This window comes from Elusimicrobiota bacterium, assembly GCA_016180815.1.
GTDB lineage: Bacteria > Elusimicrobiota > Elusimicrobia > JACQPE01 > JACQPE01 > JACPAN01.
This window is the reverse complement of record JACPAN010000035.1, coordinates 1-14618: the sequence shown is the minus strand read 5'-3', so window position 1 is coordinate 14618 and position 14618 is coordinate 1. Positions and strand designations below refer to the sequence as shown.

General features: G+C 51.1%; 7 protein-coding genes. 3 read left to right on the top strand and 4 right to left on the bottom strand.

Features of this window, described 5'->3' with window-relative positions:
- The coding region (locus tag HYT79_12475) for a PAS domain-containing protein (protein MBI2071396.1) at positions 1-1163 on the top strand (1163 nt) is incomplete at its 5' end.
- A gap of 39 nt (positions 1164-1202) precedes the next feature.
- Here HYT79_12475 and HYT79_12470 read toward each other — a convergent pair.
- The 4 genes from HYT79_12470 to HYT79_12455 all read right to left on the bottom strand — a co-directional run bounded on the left by HYT79_12470 (position 1203) and on the right by HYT79_12455 (position 8642).
- Positions 1203-2093 carry a PorV/PorQ family protein gene (locus HYT79_12470; protein ID MBI2071395.1) on the bottom strand — a complete coding sequence of 297 codons (891 nt, stop codon included), beginning with the start codon at positions 2091-2093 and terminating at the stop codon, positions 1203-1205.
- Between the two features lie 64 nt (positions 2094-2157).
- Positions 2158-5409 carry a polymer-forming cytoskeletal protein gene (locus HYT79_12465; GenBank protein MBI2071394.1) on the bottom strand — a complete coding sequence of 1084 codons (3252 nt, stop codon included), beginning with the start codon at positions 5407-5409 and terminating at the stop codon, positions 2158-2160.
- Between the two features lie 97 nt (positions 5410-5506).
- Complete coding sequence (locus tag HYT79_12460) at positions 5507-7576, bottom strand: hypothetical protein (GenBank protein ID MBI2071393.1); 2070 nt, start codon at positions 7574-7576, stop codon at positions 5507-5509.
- 211 nt (positions 7577-7787) lie between these two features.
- Positions 7788-8642 (bottom strand): response regulator transcription factor, encoded by an 855-nt coding sequence (locus tag HYT79_12455; GenBank protein MBI2071392.1) that lies wholly within the window; start codon positions 8640-8642, stop codon positions 7788-7790.
- Between the two features lie 311 nt (positions 8643-8953).
- Between HYT79_12455 and HYT79_12450 the strand changes: the two genes are divergently transcribed.
- Together HYT79_12450 and HYT79_12445 are read left to right on the top strand one after the other, a co-directional pair.
- A complete protein-coding gene (locus HYT79_12450; protein MBI2071391.1) occupies positions 8954-14137 on the top strand; it encodes a hypothetical protein in 5184 nt (1727 codons plus the stop codon).
- Between the two features lie 49 nt (positions 14138-14186).
- Positions 14187-14618 (top strand): UPF0164 family protein (locus HYT79_12445; protein MBI2071390.1); only part of this gene is annotated, 432 nt, incomplete at its 3' end.

Sequence of the window (14618 nt, the reverse complement as noted above, 5' to 3'; positions counted from 1 at the left end):
AATTAAAACAAGATAATAAGCGTCTTAAAAACGAATACTTGCGCACGGCCGGGGTCTTAAGCCGGGTGGCGGACGGCACGGTGGTGGTGGATAAAAACGGCCATGTGTTGGCCATGAATCCCGCCGCCGAAGAGTTGTTCGGCAAACGTTTGGCTGAATTGGCCGGAAAACCCATCAACTACGGGGTCAATCCGGATGAGCATCTCGTGGTTTTGGCTTCGGATATCGAGGCCGCCCTTGATTCTACGGCCCCGGAGAACATTCAGGTCATGTCCCGGGATTCCATCGAGCAGACGATTCGTCGTTCCATGGCCCTTGTGCACAATGAGACAGGCAATGTGGTCGGCACCTATATGGCTTTGCCCTGGACGAATCAGGTTAAAGAAGCCTTGAATCGCCAGGAGCAATTCGTCGCCCGCATGACCCATGAGTTGAAAGCGCCGCTTTCCTCCATCAATTCGGCTCTGGAATTGCTTGATGAAACCGTGGGGCCCCAATTAAAACCCGAGGAACGCCAATTTTTATCGATCAGCATAAAAAACAGCCGCCGGCTTCAAAGCCTGATCGGGGAAATCCTCAATTTTTCCAAGCTCAAGTCAGGCGCCATGTCCATCGCGCCTAAAGCCGTGGCCGTCGCGCCGATGATTAGGGAGGCGCTCGACGCTTTGGGTCCGTGGGCGCGGAGCAAGGGCGTTGATTTAAAAGGCGAAGCCGCCCAAGAGGACCTTGCGGTTTTTGCGGACCCATCCCGCAGCGTTCAAGTGTTGACGAATTTGATGTCCAACGCGATCAAGCATACGCCGGCCGGAGGGCCGGTTTTGGTGGGCGCCGGGAAAGGGCAAGGCGAGCATATCGGCAGCGTGGTTTTTTACGTTCAAGACAGCGGTCCCGGCATCCCGAAGGATGATCTCGACAAGATTTTCAAGGAATTCGTCCAATTGGGCGACGGCCGGGGAGATGGCGTGGGTCTGGGTTTGGCCATCGCCAAGGAATTGGTTGAGCGGCAAAAGGGCGAAATCTGGATCACGAGCGAAGAGGGCAAGGGTTCAATTTTTTACTTTAGCCTTCCCTCGGTTGCGCAAGAGGAGCCGCGGAACCGGGCTGAGCCAAGCTGGAACGAACAGCTTTTTCAAATCCTATCCACCCATTACCGCGGCAGCTAAGATAAGCGCCCAGTTAATTTTTAAATTTTATCTTCAAGCTCACCCGATGCGTATCCCCCAACAACCCAAGGGCTTGAAGGCATAATCAATCTGCGCTCCCATCAAACGGAACCCAACGCCGCCGGAGATTCCGTCGAGTCCGCTGTCGCTGGCCAGGGGGACTTGTTGGCCCAGAGCCGCAATGTAACCTCCGCGCAGGCTCAGGACCGGCAGGGCCTGATACTCGGTGCCGATGTTGACATTGGTTTTATGGCTGTAGAGATGTTGTTTGACATCCAAGGCCAAAGCAATGCCCACGGGCAGCCGGTAGCTTAAGCCCCCGGAAAGGCTCAACGGCAATGGGTCGCGCTGTTCGATAAATCGAATCCCTGGGCCTACGTTCTGCAGGGCTAAGCCCAGGGATATGGGGTTAGTACGCAAGGGGACGATGAAGCCAAAATCAAAAGCAACAGTATTGGCTCTATAACCCGCAATCTCGCTTTGAATCAGCTTTGTGTTTAATCCGGCTTTAATTGACCCGATTCTGCGTCCATAGCCTAAAGACAAGGCTTGATCCTGGGCTTTAATCGAGCCTGTTCGCTCCCTGTTTTGTCCTCTGGCTTGGGACTCACCCTGGGAAAGAACGCTGATAGAGCCTGCAAACGTTCCTGTTTTTGTTGGATACCCGAATCCCAGGAAATTGTATTGACTGTCCAAAAGCCATTGAGAATACATGGCCCCGATTTCAGGCCGATTCATTAAAGCCAATCCCGCCGGATTCCAGTGCAAAGAGGAAATATCATTGGCCAAGGCCGTATAAGCCCCTCCCATGCCCACGGGCCGGGCTCCTACGGGAATATTCAAAAATTCAGCCCCTGTTTTTTGCGTTGTTTGGGCAAAAAGGGACAGGCTTAAGACCGCAATCCAAACTAAAGCCGCCAAAACAGCCACTAGCCAAGCTCTGTTCCTTCGTGCCTGTCGTTGTGGCGGGTATACATGCTTGGTCATAAGATTATTACCTGATGACATAAAACTTTCCTTTTGTCCTTAAGACTTCTGAGCCTTTTTTGGCTTCAACCAAATAGAAATAAGTCCCTGACGGTATATGTCCGTCCCACCCCCATTCATAGGCGTATTGGGGGCCTTGTCCGTCATCGATGACTTGGGGCAGGCCGCTTAGGCTCTGTTCTTGCAGGAGTTCCCCGGAGAGCCCATAGATCAAAATCCGCACGGAATCCGCCGCTCCTGCTTCAATATGCAGAGTAGGTTTAACGGCTCCTACGGCCGGGTTGGGATAAGCGTAAACTTCGCCCAATTCAAAATTGGAGTTTGAAATTAAATCCGCGGTCTTCTTGCCTTTGGCATTACCGTTTCCATTATTTCCATTGCCGCCATTGCCGTTTCCGGCATTAGCCTGTCCTCCCCCATTACCCTGACCGTTTCCGTTGTCTTGATTCTGTCCCCCGTTGCCATCAGCTTGGCTGTCGCCATTGTTTCCGTTAGCATCCGTGTTATTGCCGCTATCGGCGTCAGCTACTTGAGCCGGCGGCTGCTGGCCGGCTTCAATAACCAGGGAGTTACCATAAATGCTCGCTTCTTTGGCGAAAAAATGGCCGCCTAATGAGCCGTTGCCGGAGGTTTTAAAGGAACCAAAAGGCGCATACAGAATGAGCGAGGCTTGCGCTCCTCCCGTAAACTCGTTGGCTGCCGTAGAATCCGAGAAAATGACGAAGCTGGATGATCTGCCCTGAGCGTTTAACTTGCCGCCGCCCTCAATTTTGATTGAACCCGTCACAAAGAGATTGACCGGGCCATCAGCCGCCAGGCTGCCTTGGCCGTTGACTTCCAAGCCGGAAACCAAATAAACGCCTGTAGATAATGTCAACGTAGCCCCACTGCTTACTGTCAAAATCCCTTCCGGGTTTAGAAAGCCCGATGGTATGAGCTGGTTATTGTTTGAGACCTGAACTTCTGAACGGATCGAAGAAAGTTCGATGGGCAAAGGATGAACAGCGTTGGCTTGCAGGATTTGGCTGCCAGAAACGGATGCATTATTTCCATTGATACTTATTTCCGGCGCGGTCACATTGCCTGTCACCTTGGCATTGCCGGATAATTTAAAAGCGCCGTTGGAAAGAATATTGCCTTTGACTTCCGGTGTGCCGCTCATTTCAAAGGTGGTGGTTGCCGAGGCAACAACAGCAGCATCCGAGAGCGGAGCGACAAAAAATCTAAATGTTTTTAGGGTTTCTATATTTGAGAGTTTGTCTTTAGCTTGGTAAGAAATAACGAATTCTCCTTGATTGGAGATAGAAAAGTTTCCGGCATAAGTTTGAAGAGGGCTCGTCCCCTGACTGCCCGCTGGATCAATAGCGAATAGAATCTCGGATACGCCCGATGCTACCTTGTTGATGACAGGGTCAACGGCGCTCAAACTAACTTGGGTATTGGCCCCAATGATGGTGCGATCAAAGGCTTGGAACCCGGAGCTTAAAGAAATGGTTGTTTGAGGAGGCGTATTATCGAGGGTCAGGGTTTGAGTTTTAACCGATTCTTCGTTCATCACTCGATCGCGGCTGAAAAATGAAATCGTTTTTAAGCCGTCGGGCAAACCCGCTAAATTGAAAGAACCGCTTTGTATCACGAAGGTCGATCCTTCAACGGAATAAAGAGATTCTTTAACGCCGGAAGCCACACCGCCCGAGATAGGGTCTTGCGCCACAACCGTTAAAGGCGTGTCCGAGCGCACGAACGTAGGGCTTGACTCCCCGGCTTCATACTTGGGATTTCCCACGCTTAACTGGCTTAAAGGTGCGGTATTGTCCACGGCCACCTTCAAGGTTTTTAAGGTTTCCATGTTATCGACCTGATCCTTGGCCTGGTATTCAATGGTATGCAGGCCTTCGGCGGCAAGAGAAATAGCCGCATTGTAATTCTGGAAAGACCCGCCGTTGACGCGATAAAGCAGTTCTTTGACGCCGGAGGCCACCCCTGACACAGCGAGGTCTGCGGCGGTCAAAACAATGGCCGTCGAGCTGCTTGCAATAACATCAGCTCCTTGGCCGACAACGTCCGGGGGATAAGGCGGCAAAAGAGCGGGGCCTTGATAGGAAACCGTGGTTGCAGGAGCCGTGGCGTCCACATGGAAAACCCTGTTTTGAGTCGCTTCCGTATTGCCCACGTTGTCTTGCGCGAAAAACTTAAGAGCTCTTATGCCTTCAGAAAGCCCAAAAGCTCCGTTAAATTTCTGATTTGCTCCGGCATTTATGCTGTAGTTGACGCCATAAAGGCCTGAGGCAACATCTTTAACAATCGGGTCTTGCGCCGGCAAAGAAAACTCAGTTGCGGCGGAGACAAACACGGTGGGGCCGCTTTGAAGCTGCGGGCCGCTTAAGACCAGGTTGCTTGCCGGAGGCGTGGCGTCCACATAAACGGTAACGCCCTTGATAATTTCTTGATTTAAGACATTGTCCGTGCTCTGGAACTCGATTCTGCTGATTCCTTCGCTTAATGCAAAAGGGCCCAAAGGATCGAAGACGCCAAAATGAATGCCGGCCTTTGCTTGCGCCGAAGGCTCGACCAGCATTCCCAGGGGAGCCGTCAGGGGGATGACGCGGAAACGGGTAAATAAAACCCCGGAAGCCACACCGTTGACTGATGGGTCTTGGGCTGGGAGCGCGTAGACGAAAGAAAGCGGGGCGAATTGCCTGTTTCCCGCCACTTGATCAGGGAATTGCCCGTTAATAAAAAACTCTCCGCTTGGTTTTAATGCCGTCACAGGAGGTGTATTATCCAGGGCTATTCTTTGAAGTTTGGCTTCTTCTTTATTTTCTTTGATGTCCTGGGCAAAAAATTCCAAATCATGAAAACCGTCGGCATCCTGGATCAAAGTAAATGTGGAAACGAAAGAAGCACCGATGGCAGGGTTGGTGTTGCTGAAGATAGATCGCAAACCTCCATCAACCTTTAAAGTCTGCAGGGCAATACCCAAACCAACGTTATCGCCTGTGGATACGAGATCGTCGATGGAACTCAAAGTGATTGGCGTATTGGAGCGGATAAAAACAGATCCGTCTTTCAAAAAAAGAGGCGTGCCTAACGATAAAGCGCTTCGGGGAGGTTGAATGTCTATGGGTTGGATTGTGTAAGTAAAACCAAAACCCGCGATAATATCAGCGCCCCTTTGCGCAACCGATTCTCCGACCGTTATAGTCTGCAATGAACCCGCATTGATTGTGCCTGCCGCGGGGATAATATTGGAGCGCAATTCATCTCCACGCGAAATTCCAGCAAGAAATAAAACACAGAATATTGCCGGCAATTTGGTTTTGATCATAAGGTTTCGTGGTCGTGGTTCTCCATCTCTATTGTTCCGTTGGATTTATTCCGTTTCCCTGTACCGGTTTTGGTTTGTCTTGAATGATAGCGGCGTTTTCGTAGCCTTTGCGGATGCCTTGGACCAAGTAGTCAAATTTGATATTTGAAGTCCCACCTTTCAGTTCTTTGACTATGATACGGCTGGTATCACGTTGAGCGACATAAAGCCCGTTGCATTCTTCCCATGGTGTCACCTGAACAGTTAAAGGCGCGTTTTGGCTTGTGACAAACCCGAAGTGATCAGGTAGTTGGATAACGGCTTGCCCGTTGGTGAGTTGAGATGTACCTCGTGCAAAGGTTCCTGCCTCTGGTCCTTCTAGAGCGTAGTAGATAATTTGTTTATCGGGGTTGGTTGGATGATCCATCACAAAACTTTTAGTGCCGGAAACAAAGATATTTCCTCTGAACTTGGCATTGCCATTAACGTCTAATTTTTCGGTAGGAAGACCAAGGAAGTCGGCGGGAATAGGTCCTACAAAAAGAGAAGCTCTATTGCTGGCAATGTGGACTAATCCATCGCTGTGCGAAGCAGAGCCGGTACCTGCATTAATTATTACGCTACCACCGCTACTGAAAGCATTGCCCGCCGAAATCTCTACGCTTCCACCTATACGCGCAAATCCTCCCCGAAGAATGATGCCACCGGCTACCACTGGTCCACGAAATGGCGTAGTGTTACTGCCGGCGATGGCTGTTAAAACATTCGGTAGTGGGATGGGAACATCAAATGTTGAGTTTTGTCCAACCACGTGTAATATTGATTCAGGATTTGAAGTGCCGATGCCAACATTACCTGAAGTGTTCCAGATGCCTGAGCCAGGAAAATTGGCTCCACTGCCAAAGGTTTGGGCGGTCGTCCAGGTATTAGCATTAGCTAAGTTGAGGCCTAGGGTATACGGATCGGCGCTTGTTCCTGCTCCGCTTCTCGTTAGGGTTGTATTTGTCGCATTAAGGATTTCATTGCCGATGACGCCATCAGCTTCTGTCGCCGCAGGAGCCCCACAAGCAAGAGCTCCGTTAGCGCCTATGCCCGAAACAAAAGTGCCGCCGGCGCAAGAACCCTCGGAGGCGCCTTCTTCAAAAAAATTGCTGCCGTCGTTGTCCAGTAATCCGCCTGCCTCGATATTGCCAGCGACCTCTAAAGTTGAGGATGGAATGAAAGTCCCGACACCTACAGCTCCCTCCACGATCAAGCCATTGGTCGGCGCAGAGTTTGTCCCAGCATAAGCAGCGCCGATCGCCGTCGCACCCGCCACATCCAATTTGTTGACGGGCGGCGTGGCTGCCGGGACTCCTATGCCGACATTGTTGGCAACGCCGGGATTGATAAGAAGCGGCTCGGTTCCTCCGGCTAAAATATTAAGCCGTCCGGCCGCCGAAATGCTTCTGGGGGCTGCTCCCGTAAACGATAAATCATTACCGGGGATTTCAACGTCGCCACCCGAATCAAGAATAATATTCGTTGCACCCGCCGATCTGAAGAGCAGTGGACCCGGACCACCGACTCCACCGGCTGTTACAATTCTTCCACCGAAGGTTTCTCCTCCTGCCGTATTTGATCCTGTAAATCGAATTTCATTATTTGTCCCTGCCGCCGTGGCTCCTATTTCAATTGTATTTGGCCCAACGCTTAAACCGCTGCCGACCTTTAGCTGGCCTTCAATCGTCGCGCTTGATGCCGTCACATTGGTGACGGTCATACTGGTTATTTGCAGCGAAGCTGTCTGCGGTACTGCATCCGCCGTCGCCGCCCGGAAGGCAAAAGGCACGGTCCTAAAAGGAATATCAATGGTAGTGGTCCCGATCTGAAGGCGCAGCGAGCTGTCTTTAGAAGAAAAAACGTCGGAGGATAAGCCGGTTAGGTCGAATTGAAATACCCCTTCTTTATCTGTTTGAACGGAAAAAGGTTGGTTAAATCCAGAGGGCAGGATGGTGGCGGTGCCGCTGATTGTAGCCAGCGGTTGGAATGTCCTGCCCTGCACAACAATGTTTTGGGGTACTTCTGCCAAAAGGACGCCGATGTTTAAAATGAAGGTTATCGTTATCAAAGTTTTCATGCGCCTGACCTCCCATCCTTGCGGGTTAAAAATTAAAATTGTGCTCTGCATCATTTTTTTCAGAGCGCTTGTTTATGGCTGGTTAACTCCAGATTAAAAATTTGTCAATACTTCCCTCGGAAATGCAACCACCGCGCAACTTTTTTGTTGAGAGGGAGGGAAAAGGTTATCGCGGCTTGCGGTGATTTATGTTGACGATGTTTTGGAGAAGTTATTTTGGGTTTTCTTGGCTGTTTAGGAAGCGCCGAATAAAATCTTCAATGGCCGGTGGAAGATTCGTTTCATTGGGAGTCGGGCTCTTTTCGCCGTCGGCATTGGTTTCCCCGATGCTTTGCATTGGGGAGGGGTCAAATTCATAGCCGATGTATCGACAGGATTTAACGGGGAAGGGCAAACCTTCGGCATTAAATTTTTTGCGCAAGCGGCTAACAAGCACGGTTAACTCGTGATCGTTGAAGGTAAAATTTTTGCCCCAAACCAAGTGGCAGAGTTTGATTCGTTCGATAGATTCGGGATATGCTTTCATTAAATGGAAAATAAGATCGAGGTGCAGCGCGGGAAGGTCGCTGAATACCGCTTTTTTGTTGTAGTAAAGCGTGTGGATACCTTTATTTCTATCCACAAACCAGGATTTGATTTCGCATCGGTTTTCTTCTTCGCTTAAAGCGGGTTTGCCCAAAAGGGCCCTTATCCAGCCCAATAGCTGCTCGGATTTTTCTATGGGTTTATTGAGGTAGTGGTCAGCGTGAGCCGCAATGGATTCGGCATAAGCCCCGGTGTCAGCCCGGGCGGACAAGATCAAAACAGGAAGCGAACGGGTGAACGGAAGGCCTTTGAGGCGTTTGCATAGAGCAAGGCCGTTGCCATCGGGAAGGGTAATGTCCAAAACGAGGAGATCGGGTTTGGCGCCGGCAATAATTTGAACAGCTTCTTTAATGTTTTTGGCAAGTGATACGCGATAACCCTCCCTTTTAAGAGCAAATTCCAGATAAGAGCGCAGTTCGTCTTCATCCTCGGTTATCAAAATATGTTTTTGTTGGCTTTGTGGCGCGAAGAGTTTTTCCATTGAGTTACGGATGTTAATAAATTTTAAAGAATTTTTTACGGACCGTAATCCTTGTTTTCAGTTCAGAAATCGTAAGTCGTTAAATTTTAGGCTCATGATTTGCAAGTCGGTCCGGTAAGTCGATTTGTCGGATAGTGCAAAAATTTTTTACTGAAGTGGCGTTGAAGCGATGAAATTGATGAGTTTACCGTCATTCACTAAAAGTGAAGACTTGCCCCTTGACAAATTTTTGTTTATCCGCAAAGCTATGCCATCGTATGAAACATGGGTGGGGGAACTCAGAAGATTTTTTTTCTGAAACAGGAGGGAGTATGAGAAAATCAATGGCGCCTTTTTTTTCTTTTTTGTCTTTTGATCTTGGCCGGATCTTGGCCGGGATGGCTTTTGCCGCTCTCCTTCCTGCGGCTTTGGCCGTGCAAGCTTTGGCGGCCGACGTAACCATTCAAGTCAAAGATTCCAATGGCAATAATCTGCCCAGCGTGGATGTGTTCGCCGTGGAATTCACCACCAACGGCATCGGCCCCAATACCACGGTGATGCTGACTCAATCCAACGGCGCTACCACATTTTTCCTCAATGATAATGTTGATTATTTTATCGGCGCCAGCACCCAGGCTTACTTCCCAACTCTTAAAGAGCAAATGCATGGGCAAACCGCGAATGATTTGCCGAACAGATTTTCCTACAGAGCCGTCAGTGGCGACAATGCAACCATCAATGTCACCTTGAATCCTGACGCAACCCGCGAGGTGGGTTTTTTCAAAATCACTTTGACGAATGCCGTGGCCTTGGGTTGTTTTGGTTTTAGACGAGAAGGCTCTGAGGAGGATATTGGTCTGACGATCGCCAAAGTGGACGGCGCCGGAAACGGAGCCGCCAATTTCCACAACATACCGACGGATACCTCCGTGGCCACGTACACGGCCAGCGGCTTCAGCAATGATTTATCCTGCTCCTCATCCACAGTCACCACCGTCGTCAATACCCAGCAGTACGATTTGGAGCTCGATTTTGATCCGACCATTTGTTTGCCGCCGAACAGGCAAACGACTCAAGCCAATGTGGGCGGCGGATCCGGCGGCGGTTCCGGGGGCCAAACGCCGACCGATGTCAGCGTCGAGGGCGTTGTTCAGAGCACGTTTACCAATCCCCTCACCAACCAGCCGATTTATGTTCCTTGGAGCGGTATTGACTTGAGGGTAAAAAGCATCGACCTTAACAGCGGAACGACCAATTTTTGGGGCCAGGGCTGGACGAACACGGATGAAAATGGGCGTTTTCGAATGTACGGTTTGACTCCGGGCAACACTTATTATTTGACCGTGCATCCTAATTGCGATTGGCGCACCAATACCTGTTTTGAGGGCTTCACCAATCCGGCGTTGAAACCCAACACCACGACTTATGATCCCACGCCCGGCTTTGATTTCTATTACAATCCGGATAATCCCACTCCCGGACAGACTTACAACGGTTCAACTTTGCAGCACCGGATCAAAATCCCCAAGGCTTCCGGCGGCGCCGGTCAATTAAGGGTCGCGGTCAAAGACACCAAGGGCCGGGCCATCCCCAATGCGCAGATCAATATCTGGCATGATTGGACGAACTGGCACTCTTCCACTGCAACCTCAAGCAGTCCTGACTTCGTTCCTTATCTTGTGGATACGGATTTCAACGGAATCCGGGAAACCACAAGAACCGCTCTTTGCGAACAGGGCGCACCGGGACAGAGCTGGCATTTCGACGTTGATTTATCAAGCCCAGGCTTGGGCCAATTCAATATCCAAGCGACCACCGGCTACACAGTGATCCCGAATATGCGCCCGGGCAACTATCAGGTTCAAGTCTGGACCGATTTTACCAATGAAGGCATGATGTACAACGCGGGCGCCGACGGCAAATGGAGCTGGGACGAATGGAATTCCCATAAAGGCTGTACGCAAACCAGCATGGATGACGTGAGGGTTCAAATAAATGATCCGAATGTTTTTACGAATGGTTTGGGCGATTCTCTTAAGGTTTACGATGCGTCGGGAACTTATTTGAGCGCGATCACCTCAATCACCATTATCGTCAATGCCCAGGCTAATACCGGAGCCGTGATGCGGGGCAAATTGAAATTTCCGACCGCTGTCAACATCGCCAATGAGCCGATTACCATGACCTTGCGAAAAAATTGCGAGGAACAGACCCAGGATTGCTGGAAAGGCGGCGGATATGATGTCGTGCCTCATGATGATCAGGCCGGACAAACGTTAAGCGAATACGATTATGAAATCAATGTGACCACGGGCCGGTTCTGGATGGAAATCAGGACGGATTATTGGGGCATTGTCAGAGAAGGCGGCGGCGGCAGCGATCAAGTTGAGCTTAAAACGACTACGACCGTGGTTAAGAATATGAGTTTTGCCCGGGCCGGACGAATCAGGGGTAATTTGTTGAAGCCGGACGGTTCGCGCTTTATTCCCGGAAACACGGAAAACGGCTATGTCAGCGGCAATATCAATGCCAACGGCGAGGGCAATGGCTGGGGTTATACCCAGGTTTCCAACGACGGTTCGTTTGTGATCGGCGGGCTTTTGCCGGGTAAATACACAATGCGCGCCAATACATGGGGCGGCAATGCTAATTATGCGATGCCTGATCAAACGCCCAAGGTCACGGTTACGGCTCAAAACGACTCTTATCAGGACGTGCAATTTTTGGACGCGGAAATGGTGAAGTTTGACGCCGATACTTCTTTATTGCCCGTGCTCATCAGCACCCCAAGCGAATGGGGGGATTTGGAGGGCGAACACTATCGAGGCTTGCGTTTGCCTGCGGGCACGCCCATGAACGCGGAGCGGGCGCAACTGATATTGGCGGATGAAGGGGATTGGGATACCCGCATTGTGCAAAGATCAACCACGCCTCAAAATCAATACCCATGCAACAGCAGTTTTAATCCCACTCCTAACAAATGGTGCCCCTTAACTATGGGCACCGGATTCTCGCACGATTTTTATTTGGTGCGCTGGGGCGATGCCTATGGCTGGTGCGATGACCATTGCGATCCGCAAACCTTTAATCCCAATGACACGGGTGGGACGCAGTTTTATTTCACCATCGTTAATTCCACCAAGAATATTGCAGTCACCAAAGACGCGCCTCATGACGCCGAGATTCACCGCAAAGATTGGCAGTCCGTCTCGACGTTCTCGGCGGTTGACGTTAACTTATCGCCTGCGGCCACGGTCAGCGAAGGCGCTGTATTGACGGGCACGGTCACAGCCGTCAATATTATCCGCGAGCAGGATTTTAGGGCTTTAGCCGGCGATTGGGAGAAATTCATGAATTATCTCCCGGTGGTGGTGGTTTATGATGAGAATAAGAATCTTTTGGGCGCAGGCATGGTTACCCCGACCGTCAAACAATTGGCGCCCGTGGGTCATGAGTTTGACGCAATCGTCAGTTCCGGGGATTGGGTCAAGTTTTCCAATCTGCTGGGGACCTTCACCGAAGGCTGGCAATACATGATTCGCGGACTTCCGGCCGGCAAAAAAGTGTTTGCCTCATTGACCACGCCTAATTATCCACCCGTAATTTTCGATCTGACCATGGGCGTTGTTGGTTCGACGACAAACAGGAATTTCAACTTGGATACCCTGGGCGCGGGTGCGAGTATTTCCGGCGTCGTGACCCCGACCACGTCAACCGCGGTCGTGTATTTGGATAAATCAGGCTTGGCGACCCGTAAAGTATCGATCAGCACCACAACCGGAGGATATGGCTTTAATGGTCTGGGCGCAGGCGTTTACAAACTTAAAGTTGAAGCGGGCGGTTACTCGACGGCCAGGGATGAAGTGGAAGTCACCGAAGCCGCGGCCAAAGCCGCTTCAACCTTCACCAAGAATTTCACCCTCTCAACCTTGCCTCCGGGCAGCGTCGAAGGCCGCATCTTCGCCTCCAGGCTTCCTTTCTCAGTGCTGATGCAGGGAGCCAAGGTTTGCGCGATCAACGAAACATTCAACATCGCCAATCCGACTAAGCTTCTGATTCCTCTTGCGGTCAAGACATCCTCGATCACCGATCCGTCGCAGTCCAATTACAGAATCGAGGGTTTAAATCCCGGCGATACCTATAAGATTTTCGCCGTGGGCGGCGGTTACAGAAAAGCGGTTGCCAAATCCACGGTGGCGATCAATGGGGCGATCACGCGTTTTGACTTTGACCTGGAATTAAAACCTGAAATCGATGTTTCGGTCAAAAAAGAAGGCGGTTACTTTAATTTTATCGTGACCGTTCCCGATAAATTCTTTAAGATTACGGCTACTTTTGACACTGCTCCTTATGATGGGGTGGGCATCACCACCATCACCTTCCCTCAGGTCAGCGGCACTGATACAAAGTACACGCAGTCCATGAGCGAGAACCTGTTCGCCGGCTCGCCCACGTGGGTTTTAAGAGTCGTGGCTAAGACGCTTGAGGGCCGGGTGCTGATCAAGAACTTGACCTTTGGTCCGGCTGTTCCCAGTATTGCTCAGGCGCCTTTGGATAATATTCTGGCCGGTTGCGAAGAGGAAAAAAACAGTAAGGGTGTCAGCAGCAATGAGCTGGTATTAGATAACGGGGAAACCAGAACCGACTATACAGGCATCTCTTTCCCGCTCGGCTCGGCCATCGACGTATCTTCGGGCGGCGTGCCCACGGCTGCGATCACGGCTAAATCCACCGACACATTGACCGGGGGCCAGGCCTGCACGAATTGCAACGGCAATGCCTATCAAATTGACGTGTCCAGCATTCAATTCACCGGCAAACCCATTGAGGTCACCATTCAATACGACAAAACCTCGGCCGGAGCCAATTCCTCCGACCTGTGCGTGCTGTTTTTTGACACACAATCGAATAAATGGACTTGCGATTCCACCCTGACCGTCACCAATAAAAACGAGGATACGGGCAATATCACGGTGAAGGTGAACCCTAATTCGAGCCGGGCTTTCGGCTTTGGGACCAACGGCACATACGGAACGTTGGGCTTGCCTCGCTACGGGTCCATGAGCGCCAAGGTGGTTAATGGGCAGTTCTCTTATAACCCCTTAAACCATGGCGCAGGATCAGGTCTTTTTGCCGTGGGCGTGGCCGCTGCGGGCGGAGTGGCTACGGATGGGAAATTCCATGCGTATAATTACCCCAATCCTTTTGACTTAAAGTCAAAAACCGTCAGTTTCCGTACCGGCACCGGCGGGGTCAATGCCACCATCACGGGTACCTATATCGTGGTGGCTCCCACTGGTTCGGGCACGGTTAATACCACGGTCAGGATCTATAACGTGGCTGGTGATTTGGTGCGCGAGTTGGTCGATACCGCCACCGCCGGCCAATATAATTACTTCCACTGGGACGGCAAAAATAAATCAGGCTCGGAGGTGGCCTCAGGCGTCTACTTCGCGACGATAGACGCCCCAGGGGCTCCCAAGAAGGAGCCGATCAAGCTTGTGGTGGTGAAGTGACATGGGGGTGATGGCCATGAAAAACTTTGACATGAAAATGGAGAATGCGATGAAAAAAATAAGAAGCGCGGTAAAAGGTTCCGGCCTCGCGGCTCTGGCTCTCGTCATGGCAACGGCTTCATTCGCCTCCGGTCCCGGGACATCGGCCGGCCAGTTTCTGCGGATACCGGTTGGCGCTCGCGCTCCTGCGCTGGGCGGAGCGTTCTCGGCCTTGGCTGATGACATCACGGCCATTCATTACAACCCTGCCGGCTTGGCTCAATTGGAGGGCAAGGAAGCGGCTATTTCCTATAACGCCTATTTCAAGGATACAGCCTCACAATTCTTAGGCTACGGGCAGAAGATAGGGGCCTGCACATTAGCCGGAGCGATTAATTTGTTCGCGGTTAAAGACATTGAGAAGCGCTCGGTCAGCGCCGGGGACGCTGATAAGCCTGACTTGGGGACGTTCAAGGCCCAGGATATGGCGTTGTCGTTAGGC

Excerpts from the sequence above, each read along its gene's own strand:
- HYT79_12460 (MBI2071393.1), bottom strand. The coding sequence starts at position 7,576 with ATGAAAACTTTGATAACGATAACCTTCATTTTAAACATCGGCGTCCTT.
- HYT79_12455 (MBI2071392.1), bottom strand. The coding sequence starts at position 8,642 with ATGGAAAAACTCTTCGCGCCACAAAGCCAACAAAAACATATTTTGATA.
- HYT79_12450 (MBI2071391.1), top strand. The coding sequence starts at position 8,954 with ATGAGAAAATCAATGGCGCCTTTTTTTTCTTTTTTGTCTTTTGATCTT.